The organism is Phaeovibrio sulfidiphilus, assembly GCF_014861485.1.
GTDB classification, from domain to species: Bacteria; Pseudomonadota; Alphaproteobacteria; order Rhodospirillales; family Rhodospirillaceae; genus Phaeovibrio; species Phaeovibrio sulfidiphilus.
The window spans coordinates 150,887-172,248 of the sequence record NZ_JACZHT010000002.1 but is presented as its reverse complement, the minus strand read 5'-3'; the positions used below and the strand labels follow the sequence as shown (position 1 = coordinate 172,248).

Sequence of the window (21,362 nt, the reverse complement as noted above, 5' to 3'; positions counted from 1 at the left end):
ACACGCCCGAACAGGCGGCGACCGGGGTCCCTCCAGACAGTCCCATATGAGTGAAAAGGACGGGCGGAGCCCGCAAAGGAGGGACCGGCCCGCCCAACGGACCCGCCGGAGCGGCGCGGCACCTGAGCCCCACCCCTCAGCTTGTCTTGGGCGTCACAAGAAAGGTTGCGCTGGCGATGGCCACAAGGCGCTCCCCGTCATCGAGCACGTCCGCCCCCGCCACCATGACCGAGCGCCCCTTCTTGACCAGGGAGGCCCGGGCCAGAATCTCGCCCCCGGACGAGGACCGCACGGCCCGCAGATAGCGGATGTTCATATCCAGGGTCACCGTATAGACGTCCGGCTCCAGGCAGCTCAGAACCGCGTGGGCCATGGCCTCGTCGGCGGCGGTGGCCAGAACGCCGCCCCCGATCAGGCCGCCCCCCTGACACAGGTCGGGCGACGCGGGGATCCGGATCTCCGCAAGGCCGTCGCGGGCGAACTCCACCCGCCCGCCAAGGGTCTTGAGAAGAAGGTTCGCGCACTGACCCGGTTTCAGAACGGCTTTCAGATAGGACTTCGGCATGGAGGCATCCCCGTTTCATGGAAGTGGCTGTGCATGACCCCGCCTGGTCTGCCCGGGATCGTGCCCCCTCCCGCGAACCATCGGGACAGTGCCGGAGGCCACGCCTGCCGGAGGGGCTGAAAAGGGACGCAAAGTCGGATCATGGGCGCCTATCTTGTTTCCTTTCAAAGGTTCCTGGCAAGAAAAAAGCTCCGGCAGGTGTCCCCGCCGGAGCCTCCAACCGGTGTGATCCGGTCCCGTTGTACCTGTGCCTAGTGCGCCATGATGGCCAGCAGCAGAAGGGCAACGATGTTGGTGATCTTGATCATCGGGTTCACAGCCGGACCGGCGGTGTCCTTGTACGGATCGCCAACCGTGTCGCCCGTGACGGCCGCCTTGTGGGCTTCCGAGCCCTTGCCGCCGTAGTTGCCGTCCTCGATGTACTTCTTCGCGTTGTCCCAGGCACCGCCGCCCGCCGTCATGGACAGGGCCACGAACAGACCGGTGACGATCACGCCCATCAGCATGCCGCCCACCGCCGTCAGGGCCGCAGCCTTGCCGGCAATGATGGCAATGAAGATGAACAGGACAATCGGAGCCAGAACCGGCAGCAGCGAGGGAACAACCATCTCCCGGATTGCCGCACGGGTCAGCATGTCAACGCAGTGGCCGTACTCGGGCTTGGCCTCGCCTTTCATGATGCCCGGGATGGTCCGGAACTGGCGACGCACTTCCTCGACGACGGAGGCCGCCGCGCGACCGACCGCGGTCATGCCCAGCGCACCGAACAGGAACGGCAGCAGCCCGCCCAGGAACAGGCCCACCACCACGTACGGGTTCGAGAGCGAGAAGTCGAGCTCCAGCCCCTTGAACGAGGTGTAGACGTCCGAGTTCGAGATGAAGAACCGCAGGTCCATGGTGTAGGCGGTGAACAGCACCAGCGCGCCCAGACCGGCCGAGCCGATGGCATAGCCCTTGGTCACAGCCTTGGTGGTGTTGCCGACCGCGTCCAGGGCGTCGGTGGTCTTGCGGACGCTGGCCTCCAGGCCGGACATCTCGGCGATGCCGCCGGCGTTGTCGGTCACGGGGCCGTAGGCGTCCAGCGCCACAACCATGCCCGCAAGCGCCAGCATGGCCGTCACGGCGATGGCGATACCGAAGAGACCCGCCATCAGGTAGGTCACGATGATCGCGGCCGAGATGATCAGGGCCGGCAGGGCGGTCGCCTCAAGGGAGATGGCCAGACCCTGGATGATGTTCGTCGCGTGGCCCGTGGTGGACGCCGCCGCGATGGAACGGACCGGGCGGAAATCGGTGCCGGTGTAGTACTCGGTCACCCAGATCAGCAGGCCCGTCACCACCAGACCGACCACGGCGCACAGGAACAGGGCGAAGCCGTAGTAGGTCACGCCGTCCGTCGCGGTGGTGCCCAGGAAGCCCGGAAGCCACATGGTCACGAAGAAGATGCCGATGATCGACAGGGCAGACGACGCGATGAAGCCGCGATAGAGCGCGGTCATGATCGGGTTCGAGCTGAGCTTGGACATCCAGCCCTTCGCGTCCGACAGGCGCACGAAGAACGTACCGGCAATGGAGGCCAGGATACAGACCGCGCCGATGGCCATCGGGTAGGCCATCATGACCGTCTCTTTCGAGGTGCCCCCGAAGAACAGGGAGGCCAGAACCATCGTGGCGACCACGGTCACCGCATAGGTCTCGAACAGGTCGGCGGCCATGCCCGCGCAGTCACCCACGTTGTCGCCCACGTTGTCGGCGATCACAGCCGGGTTGCGGGGGTCGTCCTCGGGAATACCGGCCTCGACCTTGCCGACCAGGTCGGCGCCCACGTCCGCACCCTTGGTGAAGATACCGCCGCCAAGACGGGCAAAGATCGAGATCAGGGAGGCACCGAAGCCCAGAGCCACCAGCGGGTCGACCAGGCCACGGCCACTGGCACCGAACCCAAGGAGGATCAGGTAGTAGCTGATGACCGACAGAAGCGCGAGACCCACCACCAGCATGCCGGTGACGGTCCCGGACTTGAACGCCAGGTCAAGGCCGCGGGCAAGACCCTGGCGGGCGCCTTCCGTCACGCGGACGTTGGCGCGGACCGAAATGTACATGCCGATATAGCCCGCCGCGCCCGAACACAGGGCGCCGATCAGAAAACCGCAGGCAACGGCAAAGCCGAGAAGAATCCAAAGAATGAAAAAAACCACCGCACCGACAATGGCAATGGTTCTGTATTGTCTGTTGAGGTAGGCCTGAGCCCCCTCCTGGATGGCGCCTGCGATCTGCTGCATTTTCGCAGAGCCTGGAGCAGCCGCCAGAATGGCGCGGACGTTCCAGGCTCCGAAGAGCAGGGCCGCTACGCCACAGGCCAGGATGAAAAGGTAGATGTCAGCCATGAACGACATTCCTTGCACTGTTTTATATCCAACGGCGGCTTTCGCGAGGCCCTCCTGCCCGGTGTGTCTCGCCGGTAAACAGGCCGGGAAACATCATACGAGTCCGCCCGAGAGGCCTGGCAAGGTTGCCAGACTTGGCGCAGGGCCGCAACAAATCCATGACACAATTTGTCATGTTTCTTGCCACATTTGGCCCAAAATCCGGAACCGTGATAAAAAAGCGAATGGTCACAAGGGGCTAAGACGGCTGACCTATGTCTTGGACGACGCGAACTCCAGGAACGATTCCAGTTCCTGCCTTACCTTTTGCGTTTTCCAACCCGCACCCTGCGTCAGCGATGACCGGTTTCCGGGCCAAGGAGTCGGCTCCCGCGGGACCGGGGACCGCCACCCTTTTGCGAACACATCCGGCCAGACGGCACCCCTCAGGCGTGGGCACAGCAGCCGCCACTGCTGATCCCCGCTGGCAACCATGCTCGCGAATGAATTGAAAAATGGAGGTTTTCAGCGGCAGGACGGGACCGGCACCGGGCCCCTGAAACCGGGGCGCCCCCGGCTGGGGCATGCCTGTTCGCCGCGCCCCCCGCCCCCCTGCCCGCGGGGCCGTCGCACCCCGTGCCCTCCGCGCTGTGTGATCCATCGCCCTGCGGGCACTGCCGCCCGCTTCTCCCGGGGGACCAGATTGCCCGTCACCCTCCGGGCGGTGTCACCCGGCAGCCGCATCCCTGTCTGCCGCAGCAGTCCGGCTCCAACGACGCCCGGGCGGTATCACCCATCACCCTTCGGGCCGCGTCATCCATCGCCCTCCGGGCGTTATCACCCATCGCCCTTCGGGCTGTGTCGGCCAGCGCCTCGAGCTCCGCGTCCACCGCATTGCGCCGGACGGGCCACACACCCCGGCGGCGGGCGGACAGGAACCGCCCGGCAATGGCCAGTGCCGCAGAAGGATCCTGTTCCAGAATGAAGTTACAGACCCGCGTGTCCAGAACATACGCCTGAAACACCGCGTCCAGAAGGGAGGGCGCCACGGCGTCGGTGGTCTCGGCGAAGCCCACAAGACGATCCACGGTTTCCGCAAACTCCTGGGCCCCCCGGGGACCGAACGCCATCTGGCCCTCGATAAAGCGGGGGTTCACCGCCCGGGCATGGACCACCCGGGACAGGCTCTCCCCCAGGGCGCGGGCCCGCAGGCGCCCGGGCCTCGTGGTGTCGAGAACGATCACCTCGGCCAGGCCGTCCAGCGCCCGCACCGCCGCGGAGAACCCGCCCACAAACCCCACATCCGCCGAGCCCTCCAGCAGGTCGCGGGCCGGATCATCCAGCGTGTGGACCAGGGCATCCGCGCTTCGGACCCGCTCGCGAAACGCCTCGGGCCGGAAGACCCCGACGCTGTCCGCGTGGTCATAGGCGTAGCTGCCGGTCTCCAGGTACAGGTGCCCCAGGTCCGCCCGCTCCTCCCACGCCCCCGAGGCCAGACGGTCCTCGATCCCGGCGCCGTAGACCCCGGGCCGGGCCCCGAACACCCGAAGCGGCACCGCCCCCGAGGCCCGGGCCTCGTCGGCCAGAGGGTTCTCGCCGGGCGCGTCCTCGCGCGCCGCCACCGCGCGCACCGCCGCGTTCAGAAGCACCAGAAGGGCCGGAAACATGTCCCGAAACAGCCCCGAGATGCGAAACGTCACATCCACCCGGGGCCAGGGGAGCACGGCCGGGGGCAGAACCTCGATCCCCTCGACCCGGCCCGTGTCCGGGCTCCAGCGGGGCCGGCAGCCCATCAGCGCCAGCCCCTGGGCGATCTCCTCGCCGCCCGTGCGCAGGGAGGCGCTGCCCCACAGGTCCATCACCAGGCGCCGGGGGGGCTCGCCGTTGTCCTGCATGTAGCGGCGCACCACCTCGCCCGCCGCCCGGTGGCCCAGGTCGAACGCGGTCGGGGTGGGCATGGTCCGGGGGTCGGAGGCAAACAGGTTGCGCCCGGTGGGCAGCACATCGCGCCGCCCCCGCGCCGGAGAGCCCGACGGCCCCGGCCCGATCCGCTGCCCGTCCAGGGCATCCAGAAGAGCCGCCTTTTCCCGCTCGGCGCTGAGAACGCGCAGGGGATCGGTCTCGCCTTGCGGCGTGCGGCCAAAGACATGCTGGCCGTCCTTGATGGCGAAATCCTTGAGGTCGCACAGCCAGGCATCAATCCGGGCCAGGGCCTCGCCGGGGGCGGCGTTCTCATCCACCCCCACCTGGGCCAGAAGGCCGGTGGTGCGGGCGCTCTCCACAATCAGGTCCGCAAGACGGTCCCGGCGCCGGCTGTCCAGCCCCTCGGCCTGGGCGTACTCGTCCACCAGACGCTCCAGCCGCTGCTGGTCCGGGGTCAGGCCCGCATCCATCAGGGGCGGAGGCAGGTGCCCGATGGTCAGAGCCCCAAGCCGGCGCTTGGCCACCCCCGCCTCGCCGGGATTGGAGACAATGAACGGATAGATCACCGGAACCGGACCCACCAGCACCTCGGGCCAGCAGTGCGCGGAGAGGGCCACCGTCTTGCCCGGCAGCCACTCCAGCACGCCGTGTGCGCCCATATGCACAAGGGCATGCACGTCCAGATTGGTCTGCATCCACATCCCGAAGGCCAGAAGGGCATGGCGGGGCACCAGGTCCGGGTCGTGGTAGTCGGCCCGCCGGGAGTCCTCGCGCCCCCGGTCCGGAGGCAGGGCCACCGTCACGGACCCGAAGCCGAGAGCGCGAAACGAGAACGCGCCCTCCACCACGTCGTCGTCCTCGCCGGGCGGCCCCCAGGCGCTGTTGACCGCGTCTTGCATGCCGGTCGGCAGAGCCCGGAACCAGGTCTCGTAGTCGGCCAGAGGCAGCCGCACGTCCGAGTGCTCCAGCTCCCGCAGAAAGTCCCGGGCGGAGGGCGGCCGGGGCGCGGTGGTGTATCCGGCCTCCTCCAGGTCCGACAGAAGCACAAGCAGGCTCCCCGGAACGTCCAGCCCGACCGCATAGCCCGTCCGGCCGGACACCGCCGGATAGTGGGGCATCAGAAGCAGAAGGCGCCGGTCCGCGCGCGCGGTGCGCCTCAGGCGAAGGAAGGCCGCAACCCGGCGGGCCACGCTTTCGACCCGGTCCGGCACCGGCACGTTCACGGGCACGTTTACCGGCACGTTCATCAGCGCCGGGACGCCGAACTCCCGGGCCGGATCCTGGACCGCCTTGAAGGACAGGGCCCCCGCAAGCAGGCGACCATCCAGCTCGGGCAGGACCACATGCATCGCCAGATCCGCGGGGGTCAGGCCCCGGGGACTCTCCTGCCAGGCCTGCGCAGGCGTGGTGGCCACGATGGTCTGGAACACGGGAACATCCAGCCGGTCGAACAGGGTCTGCCCGGCCCCATCCCGGGAGCAGGCAAACGCCGTGGTGGAGATGATCACATCCGGGGCCAGATCCCTCAGAAGCGGCTCCACAAGGGCCAGGGATTCCGGATCCTTGAGCCCGGTAACGTAGACGGGCACGCAGGCAATCCCCTGCTGCCTCAGGGCGCCGAACAGGGCATCCACCGGAGCCACGTCATCGGTCAGCACCATGGAGCGGTACAAAAGAAGCGCTGCCCTGGGAGCATCCGGGGCGCCGGCCAGGGCGAAGTCCGCCACCGACAGGCCCGCCGTGCCCCGCCCGGGACAGTAGAGACCCGCCCTCGGCAAGGCCTCCAGCGCCGGAATGTCGCCGCTCCCCCCCGCAAGAACCGCCAGCTCCCGGGCCAGGGCCCCGTGATTGAGCGGCCCTCCCTCGCGGAACCGGGCCAGAAGACGGGCCCGCACAGCCGGATCCACGGTGGAGAGAGCCTCCATCCGGTCCGCCGGAGCCTCGCACTCCCCGGGAAGGATGACAAGGGCCGCCCCGGTCTCCCGGGCCACATGGGCCAGGCGCTCGCACCCGTAGGCCCAGGCCCCCACGCCCCCCAGAAGCCGGATCACGATCACCCGGGCCCGGCGCCCCACCCGCTCGACCCAGAGGTCCACGGACAGGGGATGTCTCAGATCCCGCAGACAGGTGAGGCACAGGGAGGGCACCGCCTCCTCCGGGGCAGGCCCCTCCCGCCCCATTGATCCGGCGTCGGGAGCGGGCACGCCACCCGCCCGGGCCGGGACGCCGCCAGAGCCGGGCGAGGCCGGTGCCGAAGTCTCCGCTCCCCCCGGAACACCCGTCCGCGGCCCCACCCCCGGAACGCTGGCCGGGGTCAGGCGGGCACCCGCATCCGGGCGCGCCCCCTCACAGGCTCCGGCAGACACGCCAAACGGACCGCACGCGCCACGGGAACCGCGCGCGCCACGGGGAGCGGGGGTGCCGCCCGCCCGGGCGCTGTCCTGAAGCCACCTCCAGCCCTCGGCCACCGCCAGCAGGTCGTTTTCCGCAAACGAGGCCACGAGAACGTCCGCGGGATCCTGGTTCAGGTCCACGGCCTCGTTCATGTCGTCGAGGGAAAGGGCAGAGGTGGCGAGAAGGTGCATGTCGGCCTACGACGCTCCGAGAATGGAGCCGATGCGGGCCCGGTCCAGGCCCCGCTCCCCGATGACCACAAGCCGGGAAACCCTCGGCTCACCCTCTTTCCAGAGCCGGTCGTAGTGGCTGGCCACCCGGGGCCCCACCGACTGGACCCGGTAGCGCATGGGCTTGCCCGCGACCTCCACGTGACCCTTGACCCGCAGGGCCCCGGCCTCGTGAAACAGGGTCTCGACCCGGCGGGCCAGATCGTCCGTGTCCACGACCGGATCCAGGGTCACCACCAGGCTCTCGAAATCATCGTGCTCGTGGTCCAGCATGCCGTCGTGCAGGGTCACCCGCCCCTCGATATCGTCCTCAACCGCCCGCTCCAGGCCCAGAAGCACACCCGGGTCCACCACCCCCCCGGACACGGGCACAATGCGCACCGCGCCCCCCAGGTGGGGCCGGATCCGGTCCTGCGCCGCCTGCCGGGCGGAAGCGTCCAGAAGATCGGTCTTGGTCAGGAGCACCATGTCCGCACAGGCCATCTGGTCCACGAACACCTCGTCCACCGGGCTGTCATGATCGATGGTGCTGTCCCCGCGGCGCTGGGCCTCCAGGGCCTCCAGGTCGGTGGCCACACGCCCCTCCGCCAGGGCCAGGCCGTCCACCACCGCAAGGACCGCGTCCACCGTCACCCGGCTGCGGACCGTGGGCCAGTTGAAGGCCTGGACCAGGGGCTTGGGCAGGGCCAGACCGCTGGTCTCGATCAGGATGTGATCCACCGGCGGGCTCAGGGCGAGAAGCCGGTCCAGGGCGGGGACGAAGTCGTCCGCCACCGTGCAGCACAGGCAGCCGTTGGCCAGCTCCACAATGCTGCCATCCGTCTCGCGGTCCTGGCAGGCGGGAATGCCGCAGCCCGCCCCGGCTCCGCCGTCCGCGCCAGCCCCGGAGCCACTGCCGGGGGTGCGCAGGATATCGCCGTCGATGCCCACGTCCCCGAACTCGTTGACGATGACAGCAAGGCGCCGGCCACCGGCGTTCTCCAGCAGGTGGCGGATCAGGGTCGTCTTGCCCGCGCCGAGAAAGCCGGTGATGACGCTGCAGGGGATGCGCCGTGTATCCAGATCGGACATGTCAGGTTCCTTGAGACAAAAGGGAAAACAGAGCCGCCTGCGTGCGGGGCAGCGGGTGGCCGGGAGGCAGAAGCCCCGCGTCGGCCAGCCTGCGGGCCACCCCGAAAAGAAGAGGCTCGCGCAAGTGAAGCGTTTCCAGAAGGGACAGGTCCCGGAAGATCGCCTCCGGCGGACCGCAGGCCACGATGCGCTGCCCGCCAAACAGGGCGATGCGATCGGCCCAGGCCCAGGCCTCGTCCATGGTGTGGGTGGCCACCACCACCGCCGTGCCCGACGCCGCCAGGGCTGCCAGCGTCTCGAGCAGGTCTTCACAGGCTTCCGGATCCAGTCCGGCGGTGGGCTCGTCCAGAAGAAGCACTCCGGGCTCCATAGCCAGAACCCCGGCGATGGACACCCGCTTCTTCTGCCCGAAGCTGAGGCTGTGGGGCGGGCGCTCCGCCAGGTCCGCAATCCCCAGCGCCGCCAGGGCCCGGTCCACCCGCTGGCGGGTAAGCGCCGCATCGCAGCCCTGGTTGAGGGGGCCGAAGGACACGTCCTCGAACACGGTTGGGGCGAACAGCTGGTCGTCCGGATCCTGGAACACCAGCCCCACCCGGGAGTGCCAGGCCCGGACCGCCCGACGCGACCGACCCCTCGGCTGTCCGTCACAAAGCAAAGTACCCTCCCGCGGGGTCAGAAGCCCTGCGAGCAAAAGCAGAAGGGTGGTCTTGCCCGAGCCGTTGGCCCCGGCCAGAACCAGGCGCTCCCCCGCATGAAGGCTCAGATCCACGCCGCGGAGCACTTCCCCGGCCTCGGGGTAGGCAAAGCCCAGTCCCCTCGCCTCCAGAACACACGCGCCCCCACCGGGGGACAGGCCTGCCCCGGAAGCATCGGGCGACGGGCGTGCCCCGGAGGCCTCCCGGGCCGGTCCTGCCGCCGGATCTAGCCGATCCATGCTGTCACCCCTCCGAGCACAAGAACACCTCCGGCAATCCCGCCAAGCCGCAGAAGGCTGGGGCGCTCCTCGCTGGACAGGGTTGCGAGGCTGCCGTCATAGCCCCTGGCCCTGAGCCCCGCATCCATCCGCGTCCCCCGGTCCAGAGCCCTGGGCAGAAGTCCCGCCGCCAGAAGGGCGCTGGAGCGCAGCCAGCGCGACCGGCTGGCGTAGCCAAGCCGGGCCGTCTGGGAGCGGCGACCAGTCTCCAGGCAGTGGAACAGAAGCCAGAGGAAGCGGAACATGAGAAGGGCCACGTCAGCCACATCCCTCGGCACCCCGAGACGCCGCAGCAGGGTCATGAGGGCGGGCAGCGGTGTGGTCAGGGCCAGAAACACCAGCGCCGAGACGCAGGCAGCCGAGCGCAGCCCGACGAAGACGGCGGCCTCCCGGTCCGTGGGCGGAACCAGGGCCAGGGTCACGCCCCCGCCCGCCTCGCCCTCCGCCCAGCCGACCGAGACAAAAAGCGTGAGCACCCCGAGCACCAGAAAGCCGGCGGGAAGCAGCAGCGCCCGAAGCCAGGTCCAGAAGGGAACCCCCGCCAGCCCCACGGTCAGCAGGGCCATGAGCGCGAAGATCAGAACCTGGCCGCCCGGCCCGGCCACCGCCAGGGAGACGGTCATGACCCCCAGACACAGGCACAGCTTCTCTGCGGCGGGCCGGCGTTTCCACCGGCCCGTCCAGGCCACGCTGTCCAGCTGGCGCATGGGAGTGCCCTGCCTCAGGTGCGGGGGCGGGCGTGGGTGCCGGGGCCGGAGCCGGCGCCGGACGCCCCGCCGGACGCCTCATCCCGGCGGCTTTCCGCCGAGCGCCGACCGAAATAGAAGCCGATCAGCCCCGCCCCCAGTGCCGCCTGAAGGGCGAACAGAAGGCTCTCGATCTCGCCGGAGGGCGGCTCCCAGAACGGCTCTGCAATGGGCTCATAGTCCGGATTGAGGGCAAGGGCGATCTCGCCCGCCTGACCGTCGGCTCCGCCGAAGATCTCCTCGTCCCCGGAGCCGTGATGCAAGACCAGGGGAACGAGAGCCAGAAGGATCACGCCCGCGAACATCCACGCGTTTTTCCGTGCAGTCGACATGATCAGACCCCCGCCATTCTGAGCTTGAGAACCGACATCTCCCGGCCGCTGTAGCGCTGGAGAAGGTTGTAGACGATGGCTGTCAGAAGCCCCTCGCTGATGGCAAGCGGGATCTGGGTCAGGGCAAACACGGACAGGAACTTGGCAGACGCCCCCCAGAAGCCCGAGACCGGGTCGGGGAAGGCGGCGGCCAGCTGGAACGAGGTCACCACATAGGTGGCCAGGTCACCCAGGGCGGCGGCAAAGAAGATGGCAACGGCTCCGGCCACGCCCGCGCCCCTCAGGCCCCGGAACAGGCTCCAGGCAACGATCGGCCCCACAATGGCCATGGAAAACACGTTGGCGCCCAGGGTCGTGAGCCCTCCGTGGGCCAGAAGAAGCGCCTGGAACAGAAGGACAATGGTCCCCAGCACCGCCGCAATCCATGGACCGAACAGGGAGGCGGCCAGGCCGGTCCCCGTCGGGTGGGAGCAACTGCCCGTCACGGACGGGATCTTGAGGGCCGAGAGAATGAAAACGTAGGCGCCCGAGGCCGCCAGAAGCAGCTTCAGTTCCGGGTTCTGGCGAACGGTCCGGATCAGGCGCCAGGACCCGTAGGCCACCACAGGCGCGGACACCGCAGTCCACGCGACCGCGTGCCCGACAGGCAGAAAGCCTTCCATAATATGCATGAAATACCCCTTTCTCGTGCTCACCCGCACGGGATCTGGAACAAGGCGGCCCGCCGGAGGCCTCCTGTCCACGACAGGGGCAGCGTCCGGGAGCCGGTTCGGGTGTGCCTCGGGCAGGTCTCCTGGCTTGCGGGTCGTCACGTCCGGTCCGCCTTCCCGGCCCCGGGGGGCCAGTGGCATTGTGGACCGTCGCTCTCCGCTCACAGTTGCGGGGGCAGCTCCGGATTCGGCTCCTGTCCTGGTGTCCGACACCCCGGGAGAGACACTCGCGGGGGCGGAACCGGGACGAAAACTCACCGGATTCCCTTTTCACCTCCGCCCCCCAACGCCCGGGGAGCGGAAGAACCAGAGGCCGTCTGGTCAAAGGTCACCGGATGGGCAGCCGTCGGCGCACACCCGGTAGGTAAAACGTTATCGAATGGGGACGGCGGCCGTCAATCCCCGTGTTGTCTCGCAGAGCACCGGCACGCGCGACTGTTCCGGGCTCCCCCGACCGGCCCGACCGGAGTTTGGGCCGGGGTACGACGCCCCCACACCCGATGGCAGACCCATGTCCCCGGTGGATCGGACCCGACGCCAGGCGGACACCATCCTCCCGACAACCGGGAGGGGGCGGACGCGCGGCTCGACAGCAAGCAAGCTATGGCACTGGCGAGCGCCGGCGCGACTGCACGGCAGCGTGAGGCACGACGCGGCAGCGTGAGGCACGACGCGGCAGCACGAGGCACGAGGAACGGCAGTGGAAAAGCCCCCCGGCGCGCGGTAGAACACTCAAAGAGAAAACACCCCCTGTGAGCCGGCCCGCTGCGGTGCCCCCGGCTCTCCACCCTCCGACCCAGGACCCGACGAGTGACGCGCATCAACTGCATCCCCCCCTCCGAGCTGAGCGGCCCCCACCTTGTGGCCGAGTACCGGGAGCTCCCCCGGGTCTTCACCCTGGCGAGGGCCGCGATCGCCCGGGGCGAACGGCCCGACGACCGGCGAAACCCGCGGGAGTACACCCTTGGCACGGGGCATGTGCGCTTCTTCTACACCCGTCTGGGCTACCTGGCCCTGAGGCAGGCCGCCCTGGTGGCCGAAATGAAGGCACGGGGCTATGCGCCCAAGTTCACGGATACGGACGGGCTTCTGTCCGGGATCCCCGGGGAGTGGTGCCGGGACTGGACCCCGACACCGGAGGCCATCGCCCTGAACCGGGCCCGCATTGCGGAGCGCGGCGGCGGCCGGACCTGAGCGGGGCGAGCCCGCACCCCGCTGAACAGACACCGGGCGGACCGGGCCGGATCAGACCGGTTGAGACGGGCCGGTTGGGGGGGACGCGAGGAGTACGGCCGGACGGTCTGAAACGCACCGGAAGGCGGCCAGTTCGGGCTGTGTGAGACGAGACGAGACGGGGCAGAACGGCATAGCCTGTCCGACCCCAGGCCGCACGGACCCGGGCGGACAGAATGGAGAGGCTGGCAGACAGGCAAAGCCAGACCGGAACGGATGTGGACCGCCCCCCGGGCGAGCGACGGGGCGCCCCCGAGCCAGAGGGCGAACAACACAACCGGGCGGACGACGCAAACGGCAGGGGCCTCAGCGCGGGGTCTGCCTGCGGGAGACAGCCAGCGCCAGCGCCTTGAGCTGCTCGCGCAGTTCGGGATCGGGAACCGGATCCACCAGGGTCTGGATCCGGGTCTGCTCCCTCGGCGGAACCGGCGGCGGCGGACGCCGAAGAACGGGCGTCTCGGGCCGGGGACAGCGCCCGACCCGCGTGACAATGCGTTCCACCGCCTGATAGCCCAAGAACCCGTTCACCCGCTCGATGATCTGGGGAAGGGTGTGATTGATCTCCAGCTTGACGCTGCCGCTGGCGGCCACCAGGTGCAGCACCCCGGCGCTTCCGTCCCGGGTGCCCTTCAGGCGGTCGGGCCAGACCATGCGCGACAGGGAGGGCCCCACGATGTCCTCCCAGTGCGCCAGAAGCGAGGCATTGGCAAAGCCCCGCCTGCGCAGAACCGGCGATGCGATCCGCGCCACCACATCAGCAAGGCGCTCCTGCCCCCGACGCCCGGGCTCCTCTGCCCGGCGTCCGGGTTTTTCCCCGGATGTGCTCCTGCGGTCTTTGGCCGCCACGCTCCCGCCTCCCCTAGCGCTTGCGGCGCTCCATCAGGCGCCACACGAACGGAGTGAAAATCAGCTGCATGGCCAGCTCCATCTTTCCGCCGGGTACCACGATGGTGTTGGCCCGGGACATGAAGCTGTCATCAAGCATGTTCAGAAGGTACGGGAAATCAATGCCCCGCGGATCCTTGAAGCGGATCACCACGTAGCTCTCGTCCGGCGAGGGCACATGGCGCGCGATAAAGGGGTTGGAGGTGTCCACCGTCGGCACCCGCTGGAAGTTCACATCGGTGCGCGCGAACTGGGGGCAGATGTAGTGAACGTAGTCCTGCATGCGCCGCAAGATGGTGTCCGTCACGGCCTCGGTGGTGTAGCCGCGGGCCGACTTGTCCCGGTGAAGCTTCTGGATCCACTCGAGATTGATGACCGGCACCACGCCGATTTTCAGGTCCACATAGCGGGCGATATCGACGGTGTCGGTCACCACAGCCCCGTGGAGCCCCTCGTAGAACATGAGATCCGAGTCCGGAAGCTCCTCCCAGGGCGTGAAGGTGCCCGCCTTCTGGCCGTAGGGCGCGCCCTCGTCGTCTGTGTGGAGGTACTTGCGGCTTTTGCCCTGGCCCGTCTCGCCATAGGTGCGGAACAGGGCCTCCAGATCCTCCAGACGGTTGGCCTCGGGGCCGAAATGGCTGAAGTGCGGATTGCCGTCCCGGATGGCCTGGGCCATGGCCTCCTTCATGGCCGCGCGCTCGTAGCGGTGGAAGCTGTCGCCCTCGATGATGGCCGCCCCCACGCCCTCGCGGCGGAAAATCTCGTTGAAGGTGCGGGTTACCGAACTCGTGCCGGACCCCGAAGACCCGGTAATGGCAATGATCGGATGCTTGACAGACATGGGCGCACCTCATGAGGGGGGACCAACCCGGTCCCCGGACAGGACAGAAGACGTATCCGCGTGCGGACAGGACGATCGAACAGGCCGCGGGAGCGGACGGCTCCCCGGACGCGGCAGCCGGGCCGGAAGGAAAAAGCAGCGGTCGCCGTGGGACGATATTACGGACCGGAACGGGGTGCCCGCAAGCATACTCTTGGGTCCGGGCGGTTTTCCTCCGCTCCTGCCCCCGCCTTCCACGCCCCGGACCGGCTCGCACGCGCCGCAAACGTGCAGGACCGGCCGGGAAAAACCAGGGCGAAGGGCCTTGAAACGCCCGCGAATCCCGGGTTCGGCCCGGCGGGCCACGGCCCCGGTGACAGCGGCATGCAGCCCCGGCGGGCAACGGGGCGCCGCCCTCACCCCACCCGGACACCTATTGATTTTTGTTATGGGCAAACACACGCGCGGGGCCGGCCGGACGGCAGGTGTCAGCAGAACGTCAGGGGGGATGGAGGACAGGAACCGCCCGCCGGACGCGACGGCGGATGACGGCTCCGGGGAACGGGAACGGGCCTCCCCGAACCGCCGGCCGCCGGTCCCACAGCCCCCCCCGTCGGCCACAAAAAAACCGGAGCAGGCAGCGATCTCTCACGCCTGCTCTGGCGGGTCTGTGCAAACGCTCTAGGAGCGGAACAGGGACCGGGAGTGGAACAGCGGGTTTTCCTGACCCGGCGGGCCCGAACGGTGCAGGGCCTCGACCCGGTCCACCTCCTCGCGGGAGCCGAAGAACAGGGGGATCCGCTGGTGGAGAGTTTCCGGAACCACGTCCAGGATCTCCGTTTCCCCCGCGATGCAGCGGCCGCCGGCCTGCTCCATCAGGAAGGCAATGGGGGCGGCCTCGTACAGCAGGCGCAGGCGGCCCGCCCGCGACGGATCACGGGCATCACGCGGGTACAGGTAGATCCCGCCCTGGAGAAGGATCCGGTGACAGTCGGCCACAAGCGCCGCAATCCAGCGCATGTTGTAGTCCCGGGCGCGGGGGCCCGTCCGGCCGGCCAGCAGCTCGTCCACATAGGCCCGCACCGGAAGCTCCCAGAAACGGTGGTTGGACGCGTTGATGGCAAACGTGTTGGTCTGGTCCGGAACCCGCATGTTGGGGTGGGTCAGGATGAAGTCACCGAACAGCGGGTCCAGCGTGAACCCGTGGACGCCGTTCCCGATGGACAGCACGAACATGGTCGAGGGGCCATACAGCGCGTAGCCGGCGGCCACCTGCTCGCGGCCCGGGCGCATGAAGTCCGCCTCGACCGCGTCACGGCCGTTGCCGTCATAGGGCAGGATCGAGAACAGGCTGCCCACGGTGCCGTTGGTGTCGATGTTGGACGAGCCGTCCAGGGGATCGAACGCAAGAAGGAAGCTGCCGCGCGACCGGGGATGGCGCACGGGAATGACCTCCTCCTCCTCCTCGGAGGCGAGCCCCGCCACGTGCCCCGTCAGCTCGCACGCCCGGACAAAGGCGTTGTGGCTGAGCTGGTCAAGACGGGCCTGGGTCTCGCCCTGGGGGTTCACGTCGCCGGTGTAGCCGTGCACGTTGCCAAGCTGGCCAAGCGCCGTGAGCCGCGCAATAACCTTGCACGCCTGGGCAACGTCCAGGAGAAGGCCGACCAGATCCGCCCACTCCGGCGGACTGTCGCGGGTCTCTTCGATAAGGAACTGGGCAAGCGTCGTTCTGTCTGTGGTGTGCATCACGAAAAAACCGGACCTGAGAGTGTGGAAAATCCCGCTGTATCACCGGATTCTCCCGGCAAACACAAGGCGATCTTTCACCAATGTCCACCCCGGGTCAAGGGAAACGACCGCGCCCCGCCGCGTGCCCCCTGCGGCCAGGCGGAAGCGGCCCCACACAGGATCCTGATACCCTGCGGCCCGGAACCACGGAGCGGCGCCCGGCGGAACCCCCACCCCGGCGGCCCCGCCCTCCAGCCCGGCGGGAGAGGGTCGGCGGCACACAACCGCTCACCGGAAGGAAACGGAACCGGCCGGGACACCGGGCGCGGACTCGGGGCCTCGCGCGACCGGGCCCCTGCGGGCAAAGGCAAGCGGCCCCCTCCCCGACCAACACGCCCTCAACCCGAGGCAAGCCGGGCAAGGCCGCGGCAAAGCGGCCCCCCTCGCCACTCCGCCTCAGCGGCACCGGGGCCCTCCACCGGGGCCTCCCGCCCCTGCCACCCGGCGAGGGGAAGCCAACGCCCGCCCCCGTCACCCGGAGGGAGGCCAACTCCCAACCCGTCCACCCGGAGAGAGGCCCGCTCCCTGCCCCTCCACCGGCGAACGGGGGTGCCTCAGTCTCCTCCGCCGCAGCGGCAGCCGGGCGAGGTGCAGTGCGCCCCGTGGTCGCCCGAGCCCTCACGGATCCAGCGCATGATGTCGTCGCGGGAGGGAACCCGGCCCTGACACCGAAGCTGACCGTCAATGGCAACGGCGGGGGAGGACAGCACACCCATCACCATCATGGCCTGGATGTCCGAGACCTTCTCGACCACCGCCGACACCCCGAGCTCGGCCACTGCCTCGCGGGCCATGCGCTCCGTATCCGCACACCGGGAACACCCCGGACCGTAAACCGTTATTTTCATCACACGTGCCTTTCTCTGTTGTGACCGGCCCCTACAGAACCCAGGGACCGATCGCGTTGAAAATCCAGCCCACCAGCGTGAACATCACCAGAAGCGTTGCCATGAAGACCGCGATCAGCCGGAGGGTCATCACCTGCCGGAGCATGACAAACTCCGGAATGCTAGCCGCAACGGTCCCCATGCAAAACGCCAGGGTCGTCCCCACCGGCAGGCCCTTCATCAGAAGGCTTTCCATAATCGGGATCGTCCCCGTGACATTCGCATACAGGGGCATGCCCAGGACCACGGCCGCCGGAACCGACCACCACTGGTCCGCACCCAGGTGCAGCGCAAACCAGTTTTCCGGAACCACCCCGTGAAGGGCCGCGCCGATGGCGACACCCACCAGAACCCAGCGCCAGACCCGGCCGAAAATCATCCGGGTTTCGGACCACGCAAACGCATGACGCGCACGCACGCCCAGCCGGCCGGCCGGCGCCTCCGGTCCCGAGCCCCCGGCCGCGACCGCAGGAGACGACCGCACCGCATCAAGAATGAACGGCTGAAGCCAGCGGTCCGCCCGCAGGGCATCCATCACCAGCCCGCCGATGATCCCGGCGCTCATGCCCACGACCACATAGGCCACGGTGAACTTCCAGCCCAGAAGGCCCCAGAGCATGACCACGGCAATCTCGTTGATCAGCGGCGAGGTGATCAGGAAGGCCATGGTGATGCCCAGCGGAATGCGGGCCATGGTGAACCCGAGAAACAGCGGCACGGACGAACAGGAGCAAAACGGCGTGACCGCCCCGAACGCCGATCCCGCAACGTAGCCCACGGCCCGCCCCCGCCCGGCCAGAACGTCCCGAACGCGCTCCACGTTCAGGGAGGCCCGCAGCCAGCCAACCACGTAGATCATGCCCACAAGGAGAAGCAGGATCTTGACCGTGTCGTACAGGAAGAACTCAACGGCAGCCCCCAGTCCCGACGTGTCGGACAGCCCGAAAACGGACACGGTCAGCCACGTTGCGGCCGGAAGGGCCAGCGCATACGCTCCGACCCAGAGCCCGGCCAGAACCAGGGCGGCCAGACAGTAGCGGACAAGCCAGCGCCCATCCGGGCCGGACGGAGCCTCCGGCTCGGGACCAGGGGGCTTTTGGGGCGCGGGAGAGGCACAGCAACAGCCGCTCCCCCCGCTTGTGTCACACTCGGGAGACATGAAACGACCTTTCTGAAAACGAATTCACACTGCCGGACGGGCCAGAGCCAAGGCCAGGACCACCCCCACCGCCGGACGGGCCGGAACCAAAGCGGGAACCAAAGCCGGAGCCACAGCGCGTGGGGGCCCGGGGCCCGCCTCGCCCGACGCTCATAATATTATGATGATTGTTGAAATATCAAATTAAAAATCAGGATGGGTCGCCATCCGGCCCGGGATCCTGAAACAGGCGTCCGGGCACGCCGCTTGCCGCCCGGAACTCCTGGCAGCGTCCGGGATCGCTCTGGCAGCACTCGGCGGTCAGAAACCGGACGATCTCGAGAACGAGGGGGATGTTCGCGCGATACCGGAGGAAACGCCCCTCCTTCTCGACGCCAAGAAGCCCGGCGTGAACCAGCCCCCTCAGATGGAAGGACAGGTTGCTGGACGGGATGCCCAGCTCACGGGCGATGTCCCCCGCGACAAGACCGTCCGGACCATGGCGGATCAGAAGCCGAACCAGATCCAGACGGATACCGGAGGACAGGGCCTCGAAGATTTTCGCTGCGGCAGGGGTTTCCATGCCTGAAGACTCCGAAAGGCGGAGACAAAAGTCAAGATTGACCGTCAGGGGAGCGCAGGCACCCCGGGGGCACCGCCCTGCGAGCGCACCATGTGCCGATGGTCCCGCAGACCGCGCGCCGAAGGGCGGCAGCCGCGCGCCCCCGTGTGTCCGACACCCGGGAAACAGGCACGTCCAACCGGACCGACACAGCGAGAGACCATAAACCCGAAACGCCCGGACATACACCCGGGGGAACCGGCCACCGGGAGCCGGGCCAGCCCCGGCAACCACCGGGGCCGCCGGATCCGTAGTAGCACACCGCGGCCCGGGCTGGCCTGTCGCGAGCCAGACACGCCGGTCCAGCGATCAAAGCGCCCGCCGGTCCAGCGATCAAAGCGCCCGCCGGCTCAGCGGTAGCCGCGACCCTCGTTGGCCTTGTCCCGAATGGCCCGGATGGCCTCGCCCCGGTCCGGCGCGCCGAACACCGCGGAGCCCGCCACCAGGACGTCCGCCCCGGCCCGGCCCAGCTCGAACGCGTTTCCGGGCTTCACGCCGCCGTCCACCTCGATCAGCACTTCGGGCTTGCGGGCGTCGATGCACTCCCGAAGCGCGCGGATCTTGGGCAGCATGGAGGGCAGGAACGCCTGGCCTCCGAAGCCCGGGTTGACCGACATGATGAGCACCATGTCCAGATCCTCGAGAACGTGATCCAGGACCGACAGCGGGGTCGCCGGGTTGAGAACCAGACCCGCCTTGCAGCCGTTGTCCCGGATGAGCTGGATCGTGCGGTGCACGTGGTCCGAGGCCTCCGGGTGGAAGCTGATCACGTCGGCACCGGCCTTTGCGAACATCTCCACCAGATTGTCAACCGGACGGGTCATCAGGTGCACATCGATGGGGACGCTGGAGTGCGGCCGCAGGGCCTCGCAGACCAGGGGGCCCACCGTCAGGTTCGGGACGTAGTGGTTGTCCATCACGTCGAAATGGAGCCAGTCCGCCGAGCCCCCGATCACGTCCTTTGCCTCGGACGCCAGGTTGGCAAAGTCGGCAGACAGAAGGGAAGGCGCAATCAATACGGAGGGAAGGGTCATGGAACAGCACTCGCTCAAACACAAACAGGCGGCGTCCTGCCGGGGAGCGGCAGGGGTGTGCTCCACACATGCCGTGATTCGGGGCGGGAGTCAAAAGGTTCCGACGCACCCGGGGGACTGGAGGCCGCCGGCCGGTGCCGCGATCCGCCCCGGGCTGCCCTCTCGGACACCGGAGAGACCAGGGCCGGGGAGCGCGGGAGCCGGAGACAGCTCCCCCCACCCGCACACGGCAGGCTCACCCGGCGCAGCCGCCCCTCACAGCCCGCGCCCGTCCCCGCCAGGCGCCGCAGGGGCGATATCCGGGGCAGCCTGTCCGTCCCCGCCAGCCCCCGAAGCCGGAGCACAGGGCTCATCCGGGACAGGGCCCGAGGCCGTGTCCCCGTCGGCGGCCATGGCATCCCTACCCCACCAGGCGTCGGAGGGATCCGCATTGCGGGAGACCCCGGCGCCCCCGGACGCCCCGGGGCCGCGCCCCTCCCGGCCGCCCGCATCCGTGCCCCCCGAACCATCACGGCCCGGGCCACCGTCCCCGGACCCCCGGAGATCCGGCGCCACCACATCAAGGACCGCCGCATCCGGCGCCACCACGTCCAGGATCGCCGCATCCGGGGCAAGGGGGTCGGACGCAAGCGCCCCGGACACGGCCCCACCCGGAGCGTCCGCCTGCCCGCCACCGCCCGCCTGCCCGCCTGTCGCGGGCGGGCGCCCCTCCGGCCCGCCACCCTCGGGGCCAGCCGGGACAAACGCCTCCGGCATCGTGTCATCCGGGAAGAAGCCCGGGGCCGGCGCTCCTTCGGACGGGGCCGTCAGGCGTGCCCAGGCGGCCTCAAGGCGCATCCGGCACACGTCCCGCTCCACCGCCAGACCCGGAGCCTCCACCGAGGCAAGCGCCTCCTGAACCCGGGCGTGGTAGGCCTCGAGGGTGGCCCGATCCGAAACCAGAAAGGGAACCGAGCAGACCCTGGCCAGAGACACGCCCCGGCGCTCCAGCATCAGAACCGCACACGGGTTCCGGGGCAGAGCCGACGCCAGGGCGATTTCCAGTTCCTCGGACGCCCGGGCACTTCGGCTCAGGGCGCCGCCTGCCGACAGACAGGTGCAGATCTCCAGCCACTCGGGTTTTCCCTCCGCGACCTGCTCCAGCAGCGGCTGCCAGGTTTTTTCCGGGGTCTCAAGAAGGCGGGCCACCACCCGGGAGGGGGGATGGCTGCGGCACATTTTCTTGACGGTGGCGGCGGTCAGGGGATCGTCCGGACCAATGGCGAGGGCCAACGGCGCGAGCAGGCTGCACGCAAGCGCGGCGCCCAGACACAGCCCGACAATGAACTGACGCACCCGTGCTCTCATAGTCGACCCTCAAAAAACAGGATCAGTTACCCCGCACCCCGGCCCCGCCGGACAGGCCTTCCGTCCCTGAAGGTCTCCCGGAGGTCACCGCTCCCCGGGGACCGGGACGCCACACCGCTCCCGGCCACGGGCGGACCCGAGCCTGTGACGGCCAGGGGCACCCCACCCTCCCCACGGGAGCAGAAGCGGACCGCGGATCGGGGCGATCAGGGTCTGACGTCGCCGCCGGAGGGATCGGTGCGCCCGACCCTCCCGGCAGACAGGACAGTCCCTGAAAATACTACATTGGAACCGGTGT

At 68.9% G+C, this 21,362-nt stretch carries 17 protein-coding genes and 1 riboswitch; of the genes, 1 reads left to right on the top strand and 16 read right to left on the bottom strand.

What is annotated here, in order from left to right; genetic code table 11:
• Positions 1-136: 136 nt before the first annotated feature.
• The 8 genes from IHV25_RS03740 to IHV25_RS03705 all read right to left on the bottom strand — a co-directional run bounded on the left by IHV25_RS03740 (position 137) and on the right by IHV25_RS03705 (position 11,271).
• On the bottom strand, positions 137-565 hold the full coding sequence (locus IHV25_RS03740; protein WP_192533771.1) for a PaaI family thioesterase: 429 nt from the start codon (positions 563-565) through the stop codon (positions 137-139).
• Between the two features lie 251 nt (positions 566-816).
• Positions 817-2,952, bottom strand: a complete 2,136-nt coding sequence (locus tag IHV25_RS03735) for a sodium-translocating pyrophosphatase (protein WP_192533770.1) — start codon at positions 2,950-2,952, stop codon at positions 817-819.
• Positions 2,953-3,641: 689 nt separating this feature from the next.
• Positions 3,642-7,439, bottom strand: a complete 3,798-nt coding sequence (cobN, locus tag IHV25_RS03730; RefSeq protein ID WP_197974943.1) for a cobaltochelatase subunit CobN — start codon at positions 7,437-7,439, stop codon at positions 3,642-3,644.
• A 6-nt stretch (positions 7,440-7,445) separates the two neighbouring features.
• The gene (gene cobW / locus IHV25_RS03725) at positions 7,446-8,549 is read right to left on the bottom strand and encodes a cobalamin biosynthesis protein CobW (protein ID WP_192533769.1); all 1,104 of its coding nucleotides are present in this window, start codon (positions 8,547-8,549) and stop codon (positions 7,446-7,448) included.
• 1 nt (position 8,550) lies between these two features.
• Positions 8,551-9,483 (bottom strand): energy-coupling factor ABC transporter ATP-binding protein, encoded by a 933-nt coding sequence (locus tag IHV25_RS03720; RefSeq protein WP_192533768.1) that lies wholly within the window; start codon positions 9,481-9,483, stop codon positions 8,551-8,553.
• On the bottom strand, positions 9,471-10,229 hold the full coding sequence (gene cbiQ / locus IHV25_RS03715) for a cobalt ECF transporter T component CbiQ (RefSeq protein ID WP_192533767.1): 759 nt from the start codon (positions 10,227-10,229) through the stop codon (positions 9,471-9,473). The genes IHV25_RS03720 and cbiQ overlap by 13 nt, the downstream gene beginning before the upstream one ends.
• Positions 10,230-10,243: 14 nt before the next feature.
• Positions 10,244-10,600, bottom strand: a complete 357-nt coding sequence (locus tag IHV25_RS03710; protein ID WP_192533766.1) for an energy-coupling factor ABC transporter substrate-binding protein — start codon at positions 10,598-10,600, stop codon at positions 10,244-10,246.
• 2 nt (positions 10,601-10,602) lie between these two features.
• Positions 10,603-11,271: an energy-coupling factor ABC transporter permease gene (locus IHV25_RS03705; RefSeq protein ID WP_192533765.1), complete on the bottom strand. Its 669-nt coding sequence runs from the start codon at positions 11,269-11,271 to the stop codon at positions 10,603-10,605.
• Between the two features lie 95 nt (positions 11,272-11,366).
• A riboswitch (cobalamin riboswitch) is annotated at positions 11,367-11,636 on the bottom strand.
• A 484-nt stretch (positions 11,637-12,120) separates the two neighbouring features.
• Here IHV25_RS03705 and IHV25_RS03700 point away from each other — a divergent pair.
• The gene (locus tag IHV25_RS03700) at positions 12,121-12,504 is read left to right on the top strand and encodes a pyrimidine dimer DNA glycosylase/endonuclease V (protein WP_192533764.1); all 384 of its coding nucleotides are present in this window, start codon (positions 12,121-12,123) and stop codon (positions 12,502-12,504) included.
• 345 nt (positions 12,505-12,849) lie between these two features.
• On the opposite strand, the gene IHV25_RS03695 is transcribed toward IHV25_RS03700, so the two are convergent.
• The 8 genes from IHV25_RS03695 to IHV25_RS03660 all read right to left on the bottom strand — a co-directional run bounded on the left by IHV25_RS03695 (position 12,850) and on the right by IHV25_RS03660 (position 21,052).
• On the bottom strand, positions 12,850-13,389 hold the full coding sequence (locus IHV25_RS03695) for a DciA family protein (protein ID WP_192533763.1): 540 nt from the start codon (positions 13,387-13,389) through the stop codon (positions 12,850-12,852).
• Between the two features lie 13 nt (positions 13,390-13,402).
• Positions 13,403-14,269 (bottom strand): phosphoribulokinase, encoded by an 867-nt coding sequence (locus IHV25_RS03690; RefSeq protein WP_192533762.1) that lies wholly within the window; start codon positions 14,267-14,269, stop codon positions 13,403-13,405.
• Between the two features lie 660 nt (positions 14,270-14,929).
• Positions 14,930-15,994 (bottom strand): class 1 fructose-bisphosphatase, encoded by a 1,065-nt coding sequence (locus IHV25_RS03685; RefSeq protein WP_192533761.1) that lies wholly within the window; start codon positions 15,992-15,994, stop codon positions 14,930-14,932.
• A gap of 596 nt (positions 15,995-16,590) precedes the next feature.
• Positions 16,591-16,884, bottom strand: a complete 294-nt coding sequence (locus tag IHV25_RS03680) for a thioredoxin family protein (protein ID WP_192533760.1) — start codon at positions 16,882-16,884, stop codon at positions 16,591-16,593.
• A 31-nt stretch (positions 16,885-16,915) separates the two neighbouring features.
• Entirely contained in the window at positions 16,916-18,082 is a 1,167-nt protein-coding gene (locus IHV25_RS03675; RefSeq protein ID WP_192533759.1) for a permease, read from the bottom strand.
• Between the two features lie 190 nt (positions 18,083-18,272).
• Entirely contained in the window at positions 18,273-18,644 is a 372-nt protein-coding gene (locus IHV25_RS03670) for an ArsR/SmtB family transcription factor (RefSeq protein WP_192533758.1), read from the bottom strand.
• A 389-nt stretch (positions 18,645-19,033) separates the two neighbouring features.
• On the bottom strand, positions 19,034-19,717 hold the full coding sequence (rpe, locus tag IHV25_RS03665; protein ID WP_192533757.1) for a ribulose-phosphate 3-epimerase: 684 nt from the start codon (positions 19,715-19,717) through the stop codon (positions 19,034-19,036).
• 255 nt (positions 19,718-19,972) lie between these two features.
• The gene (locus tag IHV25_RS03660; RefSeq protein WP_192533756.1) at positions 19,973-21,052 is read right to left on the bottom strand and encodes a hypothetical protein; all 1,080 of its coding nucleotides are present in this window, start codon (positions 21,050-21,052) and stop codon (positions 19,973-19,975) included.
• Between the last annotated feature and the right edge of the window lie 310 nt (positions 21,053-21,362).